Source organism: Allobosea lathyri (assembly GCF_900108245.1).
GTDB classification, from domain to species: Bacteria; Pseudomonadota; Alphaproteobacteria; order Rhizobiales; family Beijerinckiaceae; genus Allobosea; species Allobosea lathyri.
In genome coordinates this window covers 55,082-75,093 of the sequence record NZ_FNUY01000015.1, presented here as the reverse complement: position 1 = coordinate 75,093, position 20,012 = coordinate 55,082, and the positions used below count along the sequence as shown (strand labels likewise).

The window sequence follows — 20,012 nt, the reverse complement described above, 5'->3', positions numbered from 1 at the left end:
GGACGCGCGAGCTACGATCGCCATATCATCCGCGATCGCCATAATGCCTGGACACGATAGCGGACCGGAAGCGGATGCAGGACGAGACCAAAGACGCTATCGACGAACTCCACGCCATGCTCGACCGCGCGGATGTGATCGTGAGCTTCACCGGCGCCGGCATCTCGACGGAATCGGGCGTTCCCGACTTCCGCTCGCCCGGCTCGCCCTGGATGGTCAACAAGCCGATTCCGTTCGAGGCCTTCGTCGCCAGCCGGGCGGCGAGGATCGAGGCCTGGCGGCGGAAGTTCACGATGGATGACCATTACAGGGGAGCGGGTCCCAATCGCGGGCATCTGGCGCTGGCGCGGCTGGTGCGGGAGGGCCGCTCGCCCGGCCTGATCACCCAGAATATCGACGGCTTGCACCAAGTCTCGGGCATTCCCGACGACAAGGTCGTGGAGCTGCATGGCAACGGCACCTATGCGACCTGCCTGAGCTGCGGCTGGCGGCATGAGCTGGCGGCGATCCGCCCGATTTTCGAGACGACCGGCGAACCGCCCGTCTGCGTCGTTTGCGGCGGCCACGTCAAATCGGCGACGATCTCTTTTGGGCAGGCGATGCCACAAAAGGAGGTATACCGCGCACAGGAACTGGCGCTGGAGGCCGATCTTTTCCTCGTCGTCGGCTCCTCGCTCGTGGTGTTTCCGGCGGCAACGCTGCCCGTAATCGCCAAGCGCAATGGCGCCAGGCTCGTCATCGTCAATCGCGAGCCGACCGAGCTGGACGCGATCGCCGATTTTGTCGTGCGCGCCGAGATAGGCGCGGCGCTGGAGCGATTGGCCTAGTGGCTCGCCTCCAAATCCGTCGCGCTCAAGTCCGCCGTGACGCAAGGATTATCGCCGCAATAAAGCTTCGCCGCATCTAGCCAGGAGGGCAACGCTGCGGATTTCGGCGTGGATCATGTGGATTAAGCTTAGCGGGCTGTATCGCGACTCCCCAGCAATGCTATCGTATCAACACGAATCAAAGCCATTCGCGCGGGGGTGAGCGGCATATGTCCGACGAGTTCGGTGAGAGCGGGCGGCCACCGATGGGCCCCATCCAGTCGCTCAATCGCGTCATGCGGCTCGATGGGCCCGACGGATTGTCGCAAGAGGTTGGCGTCGAGCTCGCCGGCTACGTCAAATGGTTCGACGTCAGCAAGGGATATGGCTTCGTCGTTCCCGAAGATGGCGGGGCCGATGTCCTGGTCCATGTCACGATCCTGAAGCGCGACGGTTTCAACGCCATCGCCGAGGGCGCGCGCATCGTGCTCGAGACGATCGAGAAGCCGCGTGGCCGCCAGGCCGTCCGCGTGCTGTCGATCGACACCACGGCGGCGCGTCACCCGGCCGAAATGCCGATGGCTCGCACCAACGTCACGGTGACGCCGACAAGCGGGCTCGAGCGGATGGTGGTGAAATGGTTCAACCGCCTGCGCGGCTTCGGCTTCGTCTCGAAGGGCGAGGGCGCTCCCGACATCTTCGTCCATATGGAGACGCTGCGCCGCTACGGCATGGTCGAGCTCATTCCGGGGCAGGTAGTCCTGGTGCGCTATGGACCCGGGCCCAAGGGCCTGATGGCAGCCGAGATCCGGCTGGAGCAGGGCGGAATGCCGGCCTCGCATTGAGTGCGAGCCGTCGAGTTTAAGCCGTCATGGTCGGGCTTGACCCGACCATCTCAGGCAGGAAAGCTCTCTGGAGCAGGAAAGCTCGCTCGGGCAGCCAAGCGTTTGGGCCGCTCTGGCGCCATCCTCGTCACGAGACGGTCGGGTCAAGTCCGACCGTGACGCGCCCAGCGCGCACAGTCCTTACAGCGCGAAAGATGTCCCGCAGCCGCAGGAACTCGTCGCGTTGGGATTGGTGATCCGGAAGGACTGTCCCACGAGATCGTCGACGAAATCGATCGTGCAGCCTTCGAGCAGGTCGACCGAGGTCTCGTCGATCAGGACGGTCGCGCCGTCGCGCTCGATCACGAGATCGCCCGGCGCCTTCTCGCGGTCGACGTCGAAGATATATTGAAAGCCCGAGCAGCCGCCGCCAGCGACGCTGACGCGCAGCATCGAGCCCGGCGGTTCCTTCGCCATCACGGAGAGAATACGGGTCGCGGCCTTGCCGGTGACAGCGATGCCCCGCGGATTGACCTCAAGGTCGGTCGTCATGGCGATCTCCCGGAGCAGATGCTCCTTGCACCTTCGTTGCCCACAAAGGTAATTGCGCGGCAGCGCCTCTACAAGCAGGGGGCGATGACGGATCAGCCATGCCGTATCCACACAGCCTCGAATCCGCGCCCGGCCGCGAGCCCGGCGATCGCTGGCGGGCGCCGTATGCCTGCCGGTCCAGCCTGAGCCGGGGGCGTCTGATCGACGAGCCGGGCTCGGCGACACGCAATCATTTCCAGCGCGACCGCGACCGGATCATCCATTCGACCGCCTTCCGCCGCTTGAAGCACAAGACGCAAGTCTTTGTTTCGCATGAGGGAGATCATTTCCGCACGCGGCTGACGCATACGATCGAGGTCGCGCAGATCGCGCGCGCGCTGGCGCGGGCGCTGGGGCTCGACGAGGATCTGGCCGAGGCGCTGGCGCTGGCGCATGATCTCGGCCACACGCCCTTCGGCCATACCGGCGAGGACGCGCTCGATGCCTGCATGGCAGGCTTCGGCGGCTTCGACCACAACGCCCAGACGCTGCGAATCGTGACGCGGCTGGAGCGGCGCTATGCGGGGTTCGACGGGCTCAACCTGAGCTGGGAAACGCTGGAAGGCCTGGTCAAGCATAACGGCCCGCTGCTCGACGGCGACGGCAGGCCAACCGCCCGCTATGCGGAGACCGGCATTCCCGCCGCGATCGTCGAATATCAGGCGCGGCAGGACCTCTGGCTCGACAGTTACGCCTCGGCCGAGGCGCAGGCCGCCGCGCTGGCCGACGATATCGCCTACAACGCCCATGACATCGATGACGGCTTGCGCGCCGGTCTGTTCGGGCTGTCCGATCTGCGGGCCGTGCCGTTCCTGGCCGAGCTGCTCGACGAGATCGAGCATCTGCATCCGGGGCTGGAGACGTCGCGCGCCACCAATGAGCTCGTCCGGCGCGTCATCACCCGCTTCGTCGAGGATGTGATCGCGGACTCGCAGATGCGGCTCGCAGCGCTCGCCCCGGCGGATGCGGATGCCGTGCGGCGGGCTCAGGCTCCCGTCATCGCCTTTCCCGAGGTGATCGCGACGGCCGATCGCGACATCAAGGCCTTTCTCTATCCCAATATGTACCGGCATCCGCGCATCGGCGTGATCCGGGCCAAGGCGGCGCAGGTGGTGCGCGACCTGTTCGAGCGCTTCAGTGCCGTGCCCAGCGCGATGCCGGCCGAATGGGGACAGGGCTGCGAAGCGCTCGACGAACATCGCCGCGCCCGGCGTATCGCCGACTATATTGCGGGAATGACGGACTGGTACGCGCTCGACGAGCACCGCCGGCTGTTTGACGCAACCCCCACGCTGCGATAGGGCCGGACACTAGCTCCCCTCGCACTGGCTTTCATCGCGAGCCCTCATCCTGAGGAGCCGCATCAGCGGCGTCTCGAAGGATGTTCCAGGAGGCTCCAGCGACATCTGGAGCATCCTTCGAGACGCGGCCTGCCAGCCGCTCCTCAGGATGAGGGCTTCGGGGGGATGACGGTTGATCGGCCAAGGCGGTAATCATGGATATCTTCAAGGTGATGGGCGAACGGGTCCATCTGGCGCTCAAGACGTTGTCCACGCGCGGCGCCATCCCGGCCGGCCTGAACCTCGGGCGCGTCGTGGTCGAGCCGACCCGGGACGCCGCCCATGGCGATCTTGCGACCAATGCCGCGATGGTGCTCGCCAAGGATGCCGGCACCAATCCGCGCGCCCTGGCTAACCTGCTGGTCGAGGAACTCGTGCGCGATCCCGAGATCGTCAAGGCGGAGATCGCCGGTCCCGGCTTCATCAACCTGACGCTGCAACCGGCTGTCTTCACGGCGATTCTCAAGTCGGCGGTCGAGGCCGGGCTGGAGTATGGCAAGGGCGCGCCCAAGGCGCTGCCCAGGATCAATGTCGAATATGTCTCGGCCAATCCGACCGGGCCGATGCATGTCGGCCATGGCCGCGGCGCTGTCTTCGGCGACTCGCTTGCCAATATTCTCGCCTTCGCCGGACATGCGGTGACGCGCGAATACTACATCAACGACGCCGGTGCCCAGGTCGACGTGCTCGCCCGTTCGGCCTTCCTGCGCTATCGCGAGGCACTGGGCCAGGATATCGGCGAGATCCCCGAGGGGCTCTATCCCGGCGATTACCTGAAATCGGTCGGCGAGAAGCTGGCCGCGATGCATGGCGATGCATTGCTCGCCAAGCCGGAAGCGGAATGGCTTGCGCCGGTGCGCGCGGTCGCGATCGAGGGCATGATGGCGATGATCCGCGACGATCTCGCCGCGCTCGGCGTCGTCCACGACGTCTTCTTCTCCGAACGGTCGCTGCAGAAGGTCGATGGCAACAAGGATGCGGTGCGCGAGACGATCGAGGATCTGCGCTCGCGCGACCTGATCTATGAGGGGCGGTTGCCGCCGCCCAAGGGCCAGAAGGACGAGGACTGGGAGGACCGCGAGCAGACCCTGTTCCGCGCGACCCAGTTCGGCGACGATGTCGACCGGCCGCTGCTGAAGTCAGACGGCAGCTACACCTATTTCGCCAATGACATCGCCTATCACCGCTCGAAATTCACGCGCGGCTTCGCCGAGATGATCGACGTCTGGGGCGCCGACCATGGCGGCTACGTCAAGCGCATGCAGGCGGCGGTGAAGGCCGTGACGGCCGGCGAGGGCGCGCTCGACGTCAAGCTGTGCCAGATGGTCCGGCTGCTGCGCAATGGCGAGCCGGTGAAGATGTCGAAGCGCTCGGGCGATTTCGTCACGCTGCGCGAGGTCATCGACGAGGTCGGCCGCGACGCGGTTCGCTTCATGATGATCTTCCGCAAGAACGACGCGACGCTGGATTTCGATCTCGCCAAGGTCGTCGAGCAGTCGAAGGACAACCCGGTCTTTTATGTTCAGTACGCCCATGCGCGCTGCGCCTCGATCTTCCGACAGGCCCGCGAGGTCTTCCCTGACCTGGATCTGGCGCCTGCCGAACTCGCCCAGGCGGACCTTGCCCATCTGACCGACGAGGCGGAAATCGGCATTGTCAAGTTGATCGCCGCCTATCCCAGGATCATCGAGGGCGCCGCTGCCGCGCATGAGCCGCATCGGGTGGCCTTTTTTGTGCATGAGTTGGCCAGCGCTTTTCATTCTTTGTGGAACAAGGGCAAAGACTCGCCGCAATTACGGTTCGTTAATCAAACTGATCGAAAGTCGACCTTGGCAAGATTGGCGTTTGTGCATGCAGTGCGCAGCGTCCTTGCTTCCGGTCTGGCTGTCGCCGGAGTTGCGGCGCCGGAAGAGATGCGCTGACGGCCGCTTGCTGTCAGCGCGCACAAGGTCAGATTGACCGCGCGAGGCGTTCGGCATTCCATCCGTAACGTCGCCCGCGCTGGAATGGATCATGCCATGAGTGAGCCAGCAAGAAACCGTTTCGCGCTCGATCTCGAAGATCTCGAGCGCCAGCTTCGTGGGGCAGGGCAGGCGCCCAAGGTCGGGCAGCCTGCCGATCCGCTCGCGGAACTGACACGCATCGTCGGGCAGGATGATCCGCTGAAGGATATTTTCGCCAGCCGTGGCCATGCGCCGGCCGCGTCCCAGCCTGTTCATAGTCAGCCCGTGCAGGCCTGGCCGGTTGCCCGGCAAGAGCCCGCCTACAACCGGCAGGAGCCTGCCTACGACCGGCAGGAGCCGGCTTTCCCGAACGTTCCGCCCCGCCAGCCTGTTCCGGTCTCGGCATCCGCGCCGCCTGCCGAATTGCGCGGTGCGCTGGACGAGTTCGAGGCGCTGCTTCGCCGCACGGACGGCCCACGCGCAGAGGCCGCAGCGAACGTGCCCGCCTCGGCAGAGGCCTATGTCCCACCCGCCGAACAGGATTTCGGTGATCAGGACTTCGGACAACCCGCGCAGCAGGCTTATTCGCGCCCGGCGTCGATTCAAGGCGTGACGGCTGCGCCGCGCGATCTTGATCAGGATGCGGGCGGCTATGGCGCGCCGGCTTACGCCCCCTATGGCTATGATCAGCACGGCCAGCCCGAAGGGGCGCAGATGGCCGATGAGGATATGCCCGATCTAGAGCCGCGACGCTCGCGCAAGGGGCTCTGGACGGCTGCGGCGCTGATCGCGGTCGGCCTGATCGGCGTTGGTGGCGTCATGACATTTCGCGGTCCCACCGTGACCAAGGACGGCCAGCCGCCGATGATCTCGGCGGATCGCGGGCCGACCAAGGTCGAGCCGGTCAATCCCGGCGGTGCCGAGATTCCCAACCAGAACAAGCAGATCTACGAGCGGGTCGGCGGCGACAGCGCTGCCGGGCAGACCAAGGTGGTCAGCCGCGAGGAGCAGCCTGTCGATGTCCAGCAGGCGGCGCGCTCGATGCCGGCGCGTGTCGTCCTGCCCGGCCCGGGCTCTGCTGTTACCCCGGCCGACACCTCTGCCAGCAATCCGCTGGCGCAGGCGCCGGCTGCACCTGCGCGAATCGCCACTCCCTCGGAGACGGCGCTGACACCGGTTCCGCCGGTGCCAGGCCTCGGCGAGCCGCGCAGGGTCCGCACGGTCTCGATCAGGCCGGATGGGTCGCCGTCTGCGGCGCCGGGAGCGGCTATCGCAGCCTATGAGAATGGCGGACAGCCGCTCGCGACCGGTTCGACCCAGGTTCGGCCGAGCATGGTCGGGACGGGCAATCCGTCGACGGCGATCAGCGGGGCGCAGCCTCGTCCGCGCCCGGCCGCGACGCCTGACCAGCCCAAGGTTCAGGAGCGCGTGGCGACGCCGCCTGCGGCGACGACCCCCTCGGCTCCGCCGCGGGTCGCCAGCGCCGCTCCGGCCCCTGCCGCCGCGGCTCCTGCACCGGCGACAGCCGCGATTCGCAGCGGCACGGGCGATTTCTCCGTGCAGCTCGCCGCGCCCGGCAGCGAATCGGAGGCTCGCGCCACCTTCGCAGCCCTGCAGCGCAAATATCCGGGACAGCTCGGCGGCCAGTCGCCGATCGTGCGCAAGACCGATCTGGCCGGTGGCAAGACTGTCTACCGCCTGCGCGTCGGTCCCTATTCGCGGGATGACGCCACGACGATGTGCACGCAGCTGCAGGCCGCCGGCGGCCAGTGCTTCATCGCCAAGAACTGACACTGCGTCAGCACTGAGACGATTTGCCAACCGGCGGCGCCCTGCGCCGCCGGTTTTTTGTCGTGTTGCGCTGCACACATGCAGCTGCCGCGCCGCTGTGGTTCTCGACTGCGTTTCGTGCGATTAGCGTCGCCTACAAGCCGTCCGCGGCGCCCTCGACGGCGCCCGACGGCAAAGATCAACAATCAGGAGGATACCCATGGACCGCCGCCAATTCGTCAAGACCGCAGGAGCGGGCGCTGCCGGCAGTGCAGTCATCGCCGCACCGGCCCTCGCGCAGTCGCAGCCCAAGGTGACCTGGCGGCTGACCTCAAGCTATCCGAAGAGCCTGGACACCCTGTTCGGGCTCTCGACGCAGGTCGCCAAGCGCGTCGCCGAGGCCACCGACAACCAGTTCCAGATCCAGGTCTTTGCACCCGGCGAAATCGTGCCCGGCCTGCAGGCGCTCGATGCCGTCCAGAACGGCACGGTGGAATGCAGCCACACGCTGTCGAGCTTCTATATCGGCAAGGACCCGGCCTTCGCCTTCGAGACCTCGCTGCCCTTCGGCTTCAATACGCGCCAGCAGAACGCCTGGCTCTATTCCGGCGGCGGGCTCGAGCTCTGCCGCGCCTTCATGAAAACCTATAATCTCTACACGATCCCCTCGGGCAACACCGGCGCGCAGATGGGCGGCTGGTTCCGCAAGGAGATCAAGACGCTCGAGGACCTGAAGGGTCTGAAGATGCGTATCGCCGGCATGGGCGGGCAGATCATGGCCAAGCTCGGCGTGGTGCCGCAGCAGATCGCCGGCGGCGACATCTATCCGGCGCTGGAGCGCGGTACGCTCGATGCGGTCGAGTTTTCCGGCCCGCTCGATGACGAGAAGCTCGGCTTCCAGCGCGTGGCGAAGTACTATTACTACCCCGGTTTCTGGGAGGGCTGCGCCAATGTCAGCTTCATCGTGAACCTGGAAAAGTGGAACGCGCTGCCGCCGGCCTACAAGGCGATCCTCGAATCCGCCTGCGCGGAAGCCAATGCGCTCTGCGTCGCGAAATACGACCATGGCAATCCCGACGCGCTGCTGCGGCTTGCAGGTGCCGGGGCTGAATTGCGTCCCTTCCCGCAGGACGTGATGCTCGCCGCGTTCAAGGAAGCCTATGCGCTCTATGCCGAGCTCGCGGCGAAGAACCCGGCCTTCAAGACCTTCTATGATTCGTACCTGCCTTACTGGAAGAAGGAACAGCTCTGGTTCCGCGTCGCGGAGCTGCCCTTCGACGCCTTCAACGCCCAGATGGCCCAGCAGATGCGCTGAGGGTTAGAAAAAAGCCCTCCGCCGTCATTCCGGGCGCAGCGCAGCGGAGACCCGGAATCCATCGTAGAGCACCTTGCCCGACGATGGATCCCGGATCGCCGCCGCTACGCGGCTTGTCCGGGATGACGGCGGAGGGTTGACCATAGGCCTGCCGCTTCCTAACGCAGTAGACATGACCTCCCGCGCCTTCATCGCCGGCTGCCTCGGCCCGAGCCTCACCCCCGACGAGCGTGCCTTCTTCCGGGATGCGCGCCCCTGGGGCTTCATCCTGTTCAGGCGCAATACGCAGACGCCCGAGCAGATCGCGGCGCTGACGGCCGAGATGCGCGCCACGGTCGGCTGGCATGCGCCGGTCCTGATCGATCAGGAGGGGGGCCGTGTGCAGCGGATGGCGCCGCCGAACTGGCCGGCCTATCCGGCGGCGCGGACCTTTCTCGGCATCAACGACCCGGTTGCGCAGCGCGAGATCGTCCGGCTTTCGGCGCGGCTGATGGCGCATGACCTCAAAAGCGTCGGCATCGACGTCGATTGCCTGCCGGTGCTCGACGTGCCGGTGGCGGGCAGCCATGACGTCATCGGCGATCGCGCCTATGCGCATGAGCCCGATATGGTGGCGCGGCTGGCGCGCGCGGCGGCCGAAGGGCTGCTGGCCGGCGGTGTCCTGCCCGTGATCAAGCATATGCCCGGTCACGGCCGGGCCAAGGCGGACAGCCATCACCATCTGCCCGTGGTGGAGGCCTCGATCGAGACGTTGCGCGAGCATGATTTCCGGCCGTTCCGCCATCTCGCCGACATGCCCTTGGCCATGACCGCGCATGTCGTCTTCACGGCGCTCGATGCCAGGAACCCGGCGACGGTCTCCCGCAAGGTCGTGCGCGATGTCATGCGCGGCGAGCTCGGCTTCGACGGGCTGATCATGACCGACGACATTTCGATGAAGGCGCTGTCGGGCGATTCCGCCGCGAAGGCTTCGGCGGCGATCCGGGCCGGTGTCGATGTCGTGCTGCATTGCCATGGCATCATGGATGAGATGATCGCGATCGCCGGCGCCGTGCCGGAGATGAAGGGCGCGCGCGCCCGGCGTGCCGCTACGGCGCTGGGCCGGATCCGCCACGAGCCTGAACCGCTCGACGTCGAGGCCGTGCGGGCGCAGCTCGCGAGCGCGCTTGCCTTAAACGCCTGACTTGCCTTGAACACCTGAACAGCGGAACGTATCCTTGGGGCTTGGCGCCTGTTCCGACCCCACAGCCCTCATCCTGAGGAGCAGCCTTCAGGCTGCGTCTCGAAGGATGCTCCAGATGCTTCCGGAGCCACCGGGAGCATCCTTCGAGACGCCGCTTCGCGGCTCCTCAGGATGAGGGCTGTGAGGCGCGCAGGTGCGGTGGGGACAAAGGGGCAGGCCATTCATGGCAGCCGAACTGCCATTCGAGGATGATGCGCCGCGCCGGGACGACGAGCCGGCGCTGGTCGTCGATGTCGACGGCTATGAAGGTCCGCTCGATCTGCTGCTCGATCTCGCCCGGCGGCAGAAGGTCGATCTTCATCGCATCTCGATCCTGGCGCTGGCCGAGCAATATCTCGTCTTCGTCGAGCAGGCACGAGCGCTGAGGCTCGAACTCGCGGCCGATTATCTCGTGATGGCGGCCTGGCTCGCCTATCTCAAATCGCGGCTGCTGCTGCCGGAACCTCCCAAGGGCGAGGAGCCGAGCGCGGCCGATCTCGCCACCGCGCTGGCGCTGCGACTGCGCCGTCTGGAAGCGATCCGGGCCGCGTCTCGCCTGCTCGCCTCGCGTGAGCGGCTGGGGCAGGACGTTTTCCAGCGCGGCGCACCGGAGGCTGTGGTGGCCGGTGCGCGCCCGGTCTGGGAGGCCGAGCTCTACGATCTGCTTGCGGCTTACGCGCACCAGCGGCAGAAGCGCGTGCAGGGGCACATCTCGGTCGGCCACCGCGTCGTCTGGTCGCTGGTCGAAGCGCGGGATGCGTTGCGACGGCTCGTTGGGGAAGCCGGCGACTGGACCGCGATCGACCCTTATCTCGCCCGCTACATGACCTCGCATGGGCTGCCGCCCCGCGAGATGGCGGCGACCGTCAGGGCATCGGCTCTCTCGGCGATGCTGGAGATGGTCAGGGAAGGGGAGCTCGATCTGCGTCAGGAAGAGGCCTTTGCGCCGCTCTATATCCGACGCCGCTCGGCCCGGCCGCCGAGCCTGCCACTGACGAGCCTGCCACTGACGAGCCTGCCGCTGATGAGCCCGCCGCCTGCGGGCCGGGACGCTTCATGACGGTCGCGATGACGGAACCGTTCGAGGATGAGGATAGCGGCGGGGCGGAAGCCTTCGCGCTGGCCGCGCGCATCGTCGAAGCCCTGCTGTTCGCCTCGACAGCGCCGCTATCGGCCGAGGAACTGGCGCGTTCGGTGCCTTCAGGCATCGCCATCGGCGAGGTTCTGGACCGGTTGGCGGCCATTTACGCGCCGCGCGGCGTCAATCTGCGCCAGGTCGCGGGCGGCTGGGCGTTTCGGACGGCTCCCGATCTCGGCTACCTGCTGGCGGCAGAAGCCGAGCCGCCGCGCAAATTGTCGCGCGCCGCGCTCGAGGTGCTCGCGATCATCGCCTATCACCAGCCGGTGACGCGCGCCGAGATCGAGGAGATTCGCGGCGTCGCGACCGCCAAGGGCACGCTCGACATTCTCCTCGAAGCCGGCTGGGTGCGCCTGCGCGGGCGCCGGCGTTCGCCGGGACGCCCGGTCACTTTCGGGACCACGCCGGGTTTCCTCGACCATTTCGGGCTCGACCGGATCGACGATCTGCCCGGCCTCGACGAACTCAAGGGCGCGGGATTCATCGAAGGGCGCCTCACGCGCGACCTCACGGTGCCTGTGCCCGATGACGATCCCGACCTGCGCGCCGACGAGGACCCGCTCGGCGATCTGTTCAGCCCGCTTGACGACGGCGATGGCGGGCCGCACAGGGCGGATGAGTGAGGCATACCGGTCGCGCCATCCGCCGCCGTCATCCTGGACAAGCCGCCCTCGGGTCCTGCCTTCGGCAGGCCCAAGGAAATGCTCCGCGGCGCAGATCCGGGATCCATCATAGGGCGCCGTGCGCTCTATGATGGATCCCGGCGCTCCGCTTCGCTTCGGCCAGGATGACGATGAGGATTGCAATCAGGACGGAGATATTGATTGGCTCGCAACGAGACCAAGGCGCGGTGGCTGAGTTGGGGACGGCGCGGCACGGCCGGCGCCGCAATCCCCATGGCGCTGGCGTTTGAGGGCGTGACGCAACGTTTCGGCGAGGTCGAGGCGTTGAGCGAGGTCACGCTTGCCGTCGAACCCGGCGAGATCGTCGCACTTCTCGGCCAATCGGGCTGCGGCAAGACGACGCTGCTCAGGCTGGCGGCGGGTGTCGAGCGGCCCGATGCGGGCCGCGTCCTGCTCGAAGGGAGGGATGTGTCCTCGCCCGGCAGCTTCGTCGAGCCGGAGCAGCGTGGCGTCGGTCTGGTCTTCCAGGATTATGCGCTCTTCCCGCATCTGAGCGTGCGGGAGAATGTCCGATTCGGGCTGCGCGGCTATGGCGAGGCCTCGGCCGACGCGACCGCGCTGCGGGCGATCGCGCGGGTCGGCCTCGCGGATCTCGCCGATTCCTATCCGCATATGCTCTCGGGCGGCGAGCAGCAGCGCGTCGCGCTGGCGCGGGCCGTCGCGCCACGTCCCGGCGTCTTGCTGATGGACGAGCCGTTCTCGAACCTCGACCGCCGCCTGCGCGACGTGGTTCGCGACGAAACCGCGGCCCTGCTGCAGGAAACCGGCGCAACTTCGATCATCGTGACCCATGATCCTGAGGATGCGATGCGTATCGCCGACCGGATCGTGCTGATGCGCGCGGGCCGAATCGTGCAGGTCGGGACGGGGGAAGAACTTTACCGTCGGCCGGCCAGCCTCTTTGCCGCCCGATTTTTCTGCGATTTTACCGAAGTCGAGGGCAGGGTTTCGGGCAAGGCGGTGGATACGCCTCTCGGGCGATTCCCGGTCAAGGGGCTGACGGAGGGCTCCGACGCGATCGTCTGCATCAGGCCCCATGCGGTCAGGCTCGTGCCCAACGGCTATTGCCTTCCCGGCCGTGTCGTGACGCGGCGCTTCCTCGGCGAAGTCGATCATATCCTCGTCGCGGTCGACGGTTTCGACAGGCCGCTGTCGGTGCGCGCCTCGCTGGCCGGCTCGATCCGGGAAGGCGAGGATGTCGGCGTCGATATTCCGTCGGACGAAGTTCTTGTGTTCCCTGCGGGGGACACATAGGTTCCGCCACAAGAACTTGGCCGGGCAAGCACTTAAGGGAGCTGCCCCCGGCCGCACTGCAATTCGGAGGAGTTCGCCATGGGTGGCGTAAGCATTTGGCACTGGATCGTTGTCGGCGTCATCGTGATGCTGCTGTTTGGGCGCGGCAAGGTGTCCGAACTTATGGGCGACGTCGCCAAGGGCATCAAATCCTTCAAGAAGGGCATGGCCGAGGACGAAGAGCCGGTCACCCCGCCGCCGAGCGCGGCCCCGGCCGATCCGCGGATCATCGATCAGCAGCCGACAACTCCCGCTCAGGCCAAGGCCGAGCACAAGGCCTGATGGCGCGCTGCCCGCCTTTGACGGCGAGCGGTTGAGAGGACGAGCCATCGATGTTCGACATCGCCTGGAGCGAATTGATGCTGATCGGGGCGGTCGCGCTCGTCGTGATCGGCCCCAAGGATCTGCCTAAAGCCATGCGCACCGTGGGTCAGGCCGTCGGAAAAATCCGGCGCATGGCCAGCGAGTTCCAGGGCCAGTTCAACGACGCGATGCGCGAAGCCGAACTGCACGACCTGAAAAAGCAGGTCGAGGATGTCGGCGGCTCGGTATCGAGCGCGATGAGCGACTATAAGCCGATCGACATGCCCAAGGACCCGCCGGCATCCGTCGCGCTGGATGATGCGGCGTTGAAAGAGGCCGAGGCGAAGCTGGCGGCGCTGCCCGGACCGGGGCCGCTGCCCCCGGTCGATATCGCGCCCTCCAACGTCGCGACTCCAGAGCCGGAGGTTGCGGCCGCGCCCAAGCCCAAGCGGGTGCGCAAGGCGAAGGCCGAGGTTGCGGCCGAGCCCGAGCCAGTCGTTGAAGCAGAAGCCGCCAAGCCTGCCCGCAAGCGCAAGCCCAAGGCCGCCGTGCCCGGCGAGGAGAGCCAGGCATGAGCGTCGTCAATGTGAAGGATGGCGAGGACGAGATCGAGGCCTCGCGCGCGCCGCTGATCGACCATCTGATCGAACTGCGCTCGCGGCTGATCAAGTCGCTGATCGCGTTCCTGTTGATGTTCTTCATCTGCTTCGCCTTTGCGACGCAGATCTACAACATCCTGGTGCTGCCTTATGTCTGGGCGGCCGGGCCGGGCGCCAATGTCCAGCTGATCTATACCGCGCCGCTGGAATATCTGTTCACGCAGATCAAGATCGCGGCCTTCGGGGCGGGCTTCTTCGCCTTTCCGGTGATTGCGACGCAGATCTACAAATTCGTCGCTCCGGGGCTCTACAAGAACGAGAAACAGGCCTTCGCGCCCTATCTCGTGGCGACGCCATTCTTCTTCGTGGCCGGCGCCGCCATGGTGTTCTTCTTCGCCATGCCGGTGCTGATGAAGTTCTCGATCGGCATGCAGCAGGCGGCGACCGAGGGGCAGGCCGGCATCGCGCTGCTGCCCAAGGTCAGCGAATATCTCTCGCTGATTATGACGCTGATCTTCGCCTTCGGCGTGGCGTTCCAGCTGCCGGTGGTGCTGACGCTGCTCGGGCAGGCTGGCATCATCGATTCGCAGTTCCTCAAGGACAAGCGCCGCTACGCGATCGTCTTCGTCTTCGTCATCGCGGCGGTGCTGACCCCACCCGACGTCATCTCCCAGCTCATGCTCGCCGTGCCGATGCTGCTGCTCTACGAGCTGTCGGTATTCTCCGTGCGCTATGTCGAGGGGAAGCGCGCAGCTGCGAAAGCGGCGGAGGATGCCGCGGCGGAGTGAGGCTTTTCGCTGCTCGTTCAACCGCGCCGTCATCCCGGACAAGCCGCGCAAGCGGCGCCGATCCGGGATCCATCGGAAGGCTCCTGCGCTCTACGATGGATTCCGGGTCTCCGCTTCGCGACGCCCGTAATGACGCGGGAGGTCAGGGCCATGTGGGTCTACATCATGGCAAGTGGCTGGAACGGGACTCTCTATGTTGGTGTCACCAACAGTTTGAGCAGACGCGTCACCGAGCATCGCGAGGGGCGCGGCTCCGGGTTTGCCAACAAATATGCCGTGACCCACCTCGTCTATGCGGAGCGCTTCGAGCGCGCGGATGAGGCCATCGCTCAGGAGAAACTGATGAAGCGGTGGCGCCGAGAGCGAAAGATCTCCTTGATCGAAAGCTGTAATCCTGATTGGCGCGATCTTTACGATACAATCCATCTTGATTGATCTTGCCGCCTCGGTCGATCATGCAAATTCATTTGTTTCGCCCGCATCGTCATCCTGGGCTTCGCATCGCGAAGTCCCGGGATCCATCGTAAGGCGTTGAGCCCTCCGATGGATCCCGGAGCTGCGCCGCTTCGCGGCTTGTCCAGGATGACGGGCTGATTCTCGCGATGCCTGCAAGCAACGTTGCCAGTTCCCCCGGACGCGATCCCGGTCTAGAGCATCAGGCGCTGCACTTCCGCAGCGACGGCATGGCCTGACGACGATGTATGACATCAAATGGATTCGCGAGAACGCCGAGGCGTTCGACACCGGCTTGAAGCGCAGGGGGCTGTCGCCGCTGTCGAAGTCGCTGCTCGATCTCGACGATACCCGTCGCTCGGCCATCGCCAAGGCGCAGAACGCGCAGGAGCGGCGCAACGCGCTGTCCAAGGACATCGGCAAGGCGATGGGCGCGAAGGATGTCGCGCTCGCCGAGAGCCTGAAAGCCGAAGTCGCCAGCCTGAAGGAATTGGCGCCCGCGCTGGAAGCCGAGGAGAAGGCTGCGGTCGAGGCGCTGAACGAGCAGCTTGCCGCTATTCCCAATATCCCGAACGACGATGTGCCCGAGGGCGCGGACGAGCACGGCAATGTCGTGAAGTCGACGCATGGCGAGAAGCCGGAGGAGACCGGCCGACGGCTCATCGGCGTCAACAAGCCCAAGGAGCATTACGAACTCGGCGAAGCGCTCGGCCAGATGGATTTCGAGACGGCGGCCAAGCTTTCGGGTTCGCGTTTCGTGGTGCTGAACCAGCAGATCGCACGGCTCAACCGGGCGATCGGGCAGTTCATGCTCGATGTTCACACCGAGGAGCATGGCTATACCGAGGTCAACCCGCCGCTGATGGTGCGGGACGATGCGATGTTCGGCACGGCGCAGTTGCCGAAGTTCCGGGACGACCAGTTCAGGGCCGGCGACGACCATTGGCTCATCCCCACGGCCGAGGTCCCGCTCACCAATCTCGTGCGCGAATCGATCCTTTCGGAGGAAGAGCTGCCGCGCCGTTACACCGCGCTGACGCCCTGTTTCCGGGCCGAGGCCGGCTCGGCCGGGCGCGATACGCGCGGCATGCTGCGCCAGCACCAGTTCGAGAAGGTCGAGCTTGTCTCGATCACGACGCCCGACAAGTCGCTGGAAGAGCATGAGCGCATGCTCGCCTGCGCCGAGGCCGTGCTGAAAAAGCTCGATCTGCATTATCGCGTGATGACGCTGTGCACCGGCGATATGGGCTTCGCCAGCCAGAAGACCTACGATATCGAGGTCTGGCTGCCCGGCCAGAAGACCTATCGCGAAATCTCGTCCTGTTCGGTCTGCGGCGATTTCCAGGCGCGGCGCATGAATGCACGCTACCGTTCGAGCGAGGGCGGCGCACCGCGCTTCCTGCACACGCTGAACGGCTCGGGCACGGCAGTGGGCCGCGGGCTGATCGCCGTGATGGAAAACTACCAGAACGCCGATGGCTCGATTTCCGTGCCGGATGCCCTGGTGCCCTATATGCGCGGCGTGACGAAGATCGAGAAGGCGTGATGCCGGTCGACGGCCACAGGGCGCCTCTTCCCTTCTCCCCAGGCGGGAGAAGGTGGCCGCGTAGCGGCCGGATGAGGGGCGCCGTGACGTTTCCGTTTTCTGACTTTGCAACCGAGCATGAGCAGCGTCGCGCGCCCCCTCACCCCAACCCTCTCCCGCGAGGGGAGAGGGGGTCTGTCGCGGTTCGCCGCTTCGTTCGTCTGATGATGAAAGACTTCTGACCATGCGCATTCTCGTCACCAATGATGACGGCATCCATGCCGAGGGCCTGACGGTTCTTGAGCGCATCGCGGCGCAGCTCTCGGATGATGTCTGGGTCGTCGCGCCCGAGACCGACCAGTCCGGCGTCGCGCATTCGCTCTCGCTCTCGAACCCGCTGCGGCTGCGCAAGATCAGCGAGCACCGCTATGCGGTGGCGGGCACGCCGACCGATTGCGTCATCATGGCCGCTCGCTCGATCATGATCGGCGCGCGGCCCGATCTCGTGCTGTCGGGCGTCAATCGCGGCCAGAACGTCGCCGAGGACGTGACCTATTCCGGCACCATCGCCGCGGCGATGGAGGGGACGCTGCTCGGTATCCCCTCGATCGCGGTCAGCCAGGCCTATGGCCCCGCCGGGCGCGACCAGATCCACTGGGACTGCACCGAGCATCATGCGCCCGGCATCATCCGGCGCCTGCTGGAGGAGGGGATTCCCGATGGCATCCTGTTCAACCTCAATTTCCCGAATGTCGCGCCTTCCGAGGTGCAGGGCGTGGCCGTCACCGTGCAGGGCCGGCGCGACCAGGAACTGATGCGGCTGGAGCCGCGCCAGGACGGGCGCGGGAACCCGTATTTCTGGATAGCCTTCTCGCGCGGCAAGAGCGAGCCGGCCAATGGCACCGATCTGCGCGCCCTGTCGGAGAACAGGATCTCGGTGACGCCGCTCGAACTCGACCTGACGCATGAGCCGACGCTGACGCGATTTGCGCGGGTTTTTGCTTGAGCCGATGTCCGCCCTTGTCTCGGCCCTCATCCTGAGGAGCGCTCGCAGAGCGCGTCTCGAAGGGTGCTCCAGTGGATTCGGGAGCATCCTGGAATATCCTTCGAGACGCCGTTGTGCGGCCGCTCAGGATGAGGGCTGAGGGTATCATGACCGTCGAACACCCCACCGAAACCGAAGACGCGCCGGCCAGCGAGGGCGAACGCACGGTCGCGTTCCTGCTGTCGCTGCGAGCGCAGGGCGTGCGCGATCTTACCGTGCTGCGCGCCATGGAGCGCGTCTCGCGCGAACGTTTCGCTCCCTCCCGCTTCGCCGATCTCGCGCGACAGGATGTTTCGGTGCCGCTGCCCTGCGGCCAGACGATGACGGCGCCGCATACCGTGGCCAGCCTGTTGACGGCGCTTGAGATGCAGCCGTCGGCCCGTGTGCTCGAGGTCGGCACCGGCTCCGGCTATGTATCCACCCTGCTCGCGGCCATGGGCGGGGAGGTGGTGTCGCTCGAACGCTACCGCACGCTGGCGCTGGCTGCCCATGAGCGCGTCGCCGGCACCGGCTTCGAGGCAGTCATCGATCTGCGCCATGCCGACGGCTTCCAGCCCGACCGCACGCTGGGGCGGTTCGACCGGGTGCTGGTCAATGGCGTGGCCAATGCGGTGCCCGAAGCCCTGCTCGCGCGGCTTTCGCCCAGCGGGCGGCTCGTCGGCGCGATCCGCGTCGAGGGCGTGGCGCGGCGCGTGGTGGTGACGCGGCTGGCCGATGGCAGCTTCGATCATGCGTTGGGGCCGGTCGTGCGCCTGCCGCCGCTGGCGCCGGGGCTTGCACGGGCGCTCTGAGCCGGGCTTGTTGAGCCGGCTGCGACAAAATCGAAAAAAGGTGAAGGCCGAGTCCGAGGCGAAACGCTTTCGTAACCTGAACGGGACTTTAATGATCCCCATCGAGTTGCGTTGTTCGCGAGTACTCTGTCCATGCGTATTCAAGCCGGATTGATCAATCCCTGCGTCGTCCGCCGTGTGTCGACGGTCTGTCTGCTTGCCCTGAGTGTTGGCGCCTGCTCTTCGGAGACGATGCGCTTCACCGAGGCTCCCTTCGCAAGTCCCTTCAAGACTGCACAGGCGCCGTCGAACGGTCGCGATCCAGTCACGACGGGTTCGATCGCAAGCGCGCCACTGCAGCCGGCCCCGGCTATGAGCAGCGTGCGCTCGCAGCCTCTGCCGCCGCCGCAATCGGCCGTGGCCCTGCGCAGCACGGCGCCGCAGCCGGTCAGCGGCAATGCCGCCGGCTGGTCGGCCCAGGGCGGCACACCGGTCGTCGTTGCCCAGGGCGAGACGCTCGATGTCCTCTCCTCACGCTATGGCGTGCCGCGTTCGGCGCTGATGTCGGCGAATGGTCTCTCCAACACGAACGTTGCTCCCGGCTCGCGTTTGATGATTCCGGTCTACAACGCTTCGGGCTCGGCGCCAGTCGCTCACCAGGTTGCGCAGGCACCAGCCCCCGCGCGCACCGAAACGACCCGCTTCGTCGCCGGACCGGCTGCTGCTTCTGCAACGTCCCGTCCGACTGTGGCTGCAGCCGTGCCCGACGCTCGGGCGAGGGCGCAGGCCGCGGCGGAAGCCAAGGCGAATGCCGCTGCCGATGCCAAGGTGAAGGCTGCGGCCGATGCCCAGGCCATGCGCGACTCGCGGGCAAAATTCGCCGCCGAGGCCAAGGCCAAGGCCGAAGCCCGCAAATCTGCGCCGGTTGCCGCTGCGCCTGCTGCCAAGGCGGTCGTCGCAGAGGCGAAGAAGCCTGTGCCCGCTCCCGTCCCGGAGAAGGCCAAGCCGGTCGTCGTCGCCAGCGCGCCTGCCACCGAACCCAAGGTCAGCGCCATCCCGAAATCCGCTCCGGAGCCCACGCCCGAGCCCAAGACCACCGCCAGCATCCCCAAGCCGGAAGAAGCGTCCGACAAGGCCGACTTCCGCTGGCCGGCTCGCGGCCGCGTCATCGCCGGCTATAGCGGCAAGGGCGGCAATGAGGGCATCAACATCGCCGTGCCGGAAGGCACGCCGGTCAAGGCTGCCGAGGGCGGTACCGTCGCCTATGCCGGCAGCGAGCTGAAGGGCTACGGCAATCTGGTGCTGATCCGTCACCCCAACGGCTATGTCTCGGCCTACGCCCATAATGGCGACCTGAAGGTGAAGCGCGGCGAAACCGTCAAGCGCGGTCAGGTCGTCGCAAGCTCCGGCCAGAGCGGCAACGTCTCCTCGCCGCAGCTGCATTTCGAACTGCGCAAGGGCTCGGCCCCGGTCGATCCGACGCCTTATCTCAACAACTGAGCTTACACTTCGATCGGTATTCGCGAGACCCCGCCGATCGGAACAAGAGCGGGACGGTCCCAGGAAAGAGGCCGTCCCGTTTCGTTTTTATGCGACCTTGGCCA

At 66.2% G+C, this 20,012-nt stretch carries 19 protein-coding genes; 18 read left to right on the top strand and 1 reads right to left on the bottom strand.

Annotation, left to right across the window (positions count from 1 at the left end; genetic code table 11):
• Nucleotides 1-74: 74 nt before the first annotated feature.
• Nucleotides 75-827 (top strand): SIR2 family NAD-dependent protein deacylase, encoded by a 753-nt coding sequence (locus C4S73_RS25065; protein ID WP_244595782.1) that lies wholly within the window; start codon nt 75-77, stop codon nt 825-827.
• A 209-nt stretch (nt 828-1,036) separates the two neighbouring features.
• Entirely contained in the window at nt 1,037-1,651 is a 615-nt protein-coding gene (locus C4S73_RS25060; protein ID WP_103875318.1) for a cold-shock protein, read from the top strand.
• Between the two features lie 180 nt (nt 1,652-1,831).
• On the opposite strand, the gene C4S73_RS25055 is transcribed toward C4S73_RS25060, so the two are convergent.
• Nucleotides 1,832-2,182, bottom strand: coding sequence for a HesB/IscA family protein (locus C4S73_RS25055; protein WP_103875317.1), 351 nt, complete (start codon nt 2,180-2,182; stop codon nt 1,832-1,834).
• 98 nt (nt 2,183-2,280) lie between these two features.
• Here C4S73_RS25055 and C4S73_RS25050 point away from each other — a divergent pair, with 98 nt between their 5' ends.
• The 16 genes from C4S73_RS25050 (at nt 2,281) to C4S73_RS24975 (ending at nt 19,908) form a co-directional block, all read left to right on the top strand.
• On the top strand, nt 2,281-3,522 hold the full coding sequence (locus C4S73_RS25050) for a deoxyguanosinetriphosphate triphosphohydrolase (protein ID WP_103875316.1): 1,242 nt from the start codon (nt 2,281-2,283) through the stop codon (nt 3,520-3,522).
• 194 nt (nt 3,523-3,716) lie between these two features.
• The gene (gene argS, locus C4S73_RS25045) at nt 3,717-5,483 is read left to right on the top strand and encodes an arginine--tRNA ligase (RefSeq protein ID WP_103875315.1); all 1,767 of its coding nucleotides are present in this window, start codon (nt 3,717-3,719) and stop codon (nt 5,481-5,483) included.
• 96 nt (nt 5,484-5,579) lie between these two features.
• On the top strand, nt 5,580-7,295 hold the full coding sequence (locus C4S73_RS25040; RefSeq protein ID WP_160115907.1) for an SPOR domain-containing protein: 1,716 nt from the start codon (nt 5,580-5,582) through the stop codon (nt 7,293-7,295).
• A gap of 199 nt (nt 7,296-7,494) precedes the next feature.
• Complete coding sequence (locus C4S73_RS25035; protein WP_103875313.1) at nt 7,495-8,589, top strand: TRAP transporter substrate-binding protein; 1,095 nt, start codon at nt 7,495-7,497, stop codon at nt 8,587-8,589.
• Between the two features lie 172 nt (nt 8,590-8,761).
• Entirely contained in the window at nt 8,762-9,772 is a 1,011-nt protein-coding gene (gene nagZ, locus C4S73_RS25030) for a beta-N-acetylhexosaminidase (protein ID WP_103875312.1), read from the top strand.
• Between the two features lie 223 nt (nt 9,773-9,995).
• Nucleotides 9,996-10,871, top strand: a complete 876-nt coding sequence (locus C4S73_RS25025; RefSeq protein WP_103875311.1) for a segregation and condensation protein A — start codon at nt 9,996-9,998, stop codon at nt 10,869-10,871.
• Between the two features lie 8 nt (nt 10,872-10,879).
• The gene (scpB, locus tag C4S73_RS25020; protein WP_244595781.1) at nt 10,880-11,572 is read left to right on the top strand and encodes an SMC-Scp complex subunit ScpB; all 693 of its coding nucleotides are present in this window, start codon (nt 10,880-10,882) and stop codon (nt 11,570-11,572) included.
• A gap of 273 nt (nt 11,573-11,845) precedes the next feature.
• On the top strand, nt 11,846-12,886 hold the full coding sequence (locus C4S73_RS25015) for an ABC transporter ATP-binding protein (RefSeq protein WP_103875309.1): 1,041 nt from the start codon (nt 11,846-11,848) through the stop codon (nt 12,884-12,886).
• 78 nt (nt 12,887-12,964) lie between these two features.
• Nucleotides 12,965-13,207, top strand: a complete 243-nt coding sequence (locus C4S73_RS25010; protein ID WP_103875308.1) for a twin-arginine translocase TatA/TatE family subunit — start codon at nt 12,965-12,967, stop codon at nt 13,205-13,207.
• 50 nt (nt 13,208-13,257) lie between these two features.
• On the top strand, nt 13,258-13,803 hold the full coding sequence (gene tatB, locus C4S73_RS25005) for a Sec-independent protein translocase protein TatB (RefSeq protein WP_103875307.1): 546 nt from the start codon (nt 13,258-13,260) through the stop codon (nt 13,801-13,803).
• Nucleotides 13,800-14,615: a twin-arginine translocase subunit TatC gene (gene tatC / locus C4S73_RS25000; protein WP_103875306.1), complete on the top strand. Its 816-nt coding sequence runs from the start codon at nt 13,800-13,802 to the stop codon at nt 14,613-14,615. Before tatB ends, tatC begins: the two co-directional genes overlap by 4 nt.
• A gap of 150 nt (nt 14,616-14,765) precedes the next feature.
• On the top strand, nt 14,766-15,050 hold the full coding sequence (locus tag C4S73_RS24995; protein WP_244595780.1) for a GIY-YIG nuclease family protein: 285 nt from the start codon (nt 14,766-14,768) through the stop codon (nt 15,048-15,050).
• Nucleotides 15,051-15,312: 262 nt separating this feature from the next.
• Nucleotides 15,313-16,614: a serine--tRNA ligase gene (gene serS / locus C4S73_RS24990; RefSeq protein WP_103875304.1), complete on the top strand. Its 1,302-nt coding sequence runs from the start codon at nt 15,313-15,315 to the stop codon at nt 16,612-16,614.
• A gap of 223 nt (nt 16,615-16,837) precedes the next feature.
• The gene (gene surE / locus C4S73_RS24985; protein ID WP_103875303.1) at nt 16,838-17,599 is read left to right on the top strand and encodes a 5'/3'-nucleotidase SurE; all 762 of its coding nucleotides are present in this window, start codon (nt 16,838-16,840) and stop codon (nt 17,597-17,599) included.
• Nucleotides 17,600-17,745: 146 nt separating this feature from the next.
• On the top strand, nt 17,746-18,429 hold the full coding sequence (locus C4S73_RS24980) for a protein-L-isoaspartate O-methyltransferase family protein (RefSeq protein ID WP_103875302.1): 684 nt from the start codon (nt 17,746-17,748) through the stop codon (nt 18,427-18,429).
• Between the two features lie 351 nt (nt 18,430-18,780).
• Entirely contained in the window at nt 18,781-19,908 is a 1,128-nt protein-coding gene (locus C4S73_RS24975) for a LysM peptidoglycan-binding domain-containing M23 family metallopeptidase (protein ID WP_244595779.1), read from the top strand.
• The last annotated feature ends 104 nt before the right edge of the window (nt 19,909-20,012 follow it).

Bases quoted from the DNA above. Each gene is read 5' to 3' on its own strand.
- C4S73_RS24975 (WP_244595779.1), top strand. From the start codon at position 18,781: ATGAGCAGCGTGCGCTCGCAGCCTCTGCCGCCGCCGCAATCGGCCGTG.
- C4S73_RS25040 (WP_160115907.1), top strand. From the start codon at position 5,580: ATGAGTGAGCCAGCAAGAAACCGTTTCGCGCTCGATCTCGAAGATCTC.
- tatC (WP_103875306.1), top strand. From the start codon at position 13,800: ATGAGCGTCGTCAATGTGAAGGATGGCGAGGACGAGATCGAGGCCTCG.
- C4S73_RS25050 (WP_103875316.1), top strand. From the start codon at position 2,281: ATGCCGTATCCACACAGCCTCGAATCCGCGCCCGGCCGCGAGCCCGGC.
- serS (WP_103875304.1), top strand. From the start codon at position 15,313: ATGTATGACATCAAATGGATTCGCGAGAACGCCGAGGCGTTCGACACC.
- C4S73_RS25055 (WP_103875317.1), bottom strand. From the start codon at position 2,182: ATGACGACCGACCTTGAGGTCAATCCGCGGGGCATCGCTGTCACCGGC.
- argS (WP_103875315.1), top strand. From the start codon at position 3,717: ATGGATATCTTCAAGGTGATGGGCGAACGGGTCCATCTGGCGCTCAAG.
- nagZ (WP_103875312.1), top strand. From the start codon at position 8,762: ATGACCTCCCGCGCCTTCATCGCCGGCTGCCTCGGCCCGAGCCTCACC.
- tatB (WP_103875307.1), top strand. From the start codon at position 13,258: ATGTTCGACATCGCCTGGAGCGAATTGATGCTGATCGGGGCGGTCGCG.
- scpB (WP_244595781.1), top strand. From the start codon at position 10,880: ATGACGGAACCGTTCGAGGATGAGGATAGCGGCGGGGCGGAAGCCTTC.
- C4S73_RS25060 (WP_103875318.1), top strand. From the start codon at position 1,037: ATGTCCGACGAGTTCGGTGAGAGCGGGCGGCCACCGATGGGCCCCATC.
- C4S73_RS24980 (WP_103875302.1), top strand. From the start codon at position 17,746: ATGACCGTCGAACACCCCACCGAAACCGAAGACGCGCCGGCCAGCGAG.
- C4S73_RS25025 (WP_103875311.1), top strand. From the start codon at position 9,996: ATGGCAGCCGAACTGCCATTCGAGGATGATGCGCCGCGCCGGGACGAC.
- C4S73_RS25035 (WP_103875313.1), top strand. From the start codon at position 7,495: ATGGACCGCCGCCAATTCGTCAAGACCGCAGGAGCGGGCGCTGCCGGC.
- C4S73_RS25010 (WP_103875308.1), top strand. From the start codon at position 12,965: ATGGGTGGCGTAAGCATTTGGCACTGGATCGTTGTCGGCGTCATCGTG.
- C4S73_RS25015 (WP_103875309.1), top strand. From the start codon at position 11,846: ATGGCGCTGGCGTTTGAGGGCGTGACGCAACGTTTCGGCGAGGTCGAG.
- C4S73_RS24995 (WP_244595780.1), top strand. From the start codon at position 14,766: ATGTGGGTCTACATCATGGCAAGTGGCTGGAACGGGACTCTCTATGTT.
- surE (WP_103875303.1), top strand. From the start codon at position 16,838: ATGCGCATTCTCGTCACCAATGATGACGGCATCCATGCCGAGGGCCTG.
- C4S73_RS25065 (WP_244595782.1), top strand. From the start codon at position 75: ATGCAGGACGAGACCAAAGACGCTATCGACGAACTCCACGCCATGCTC.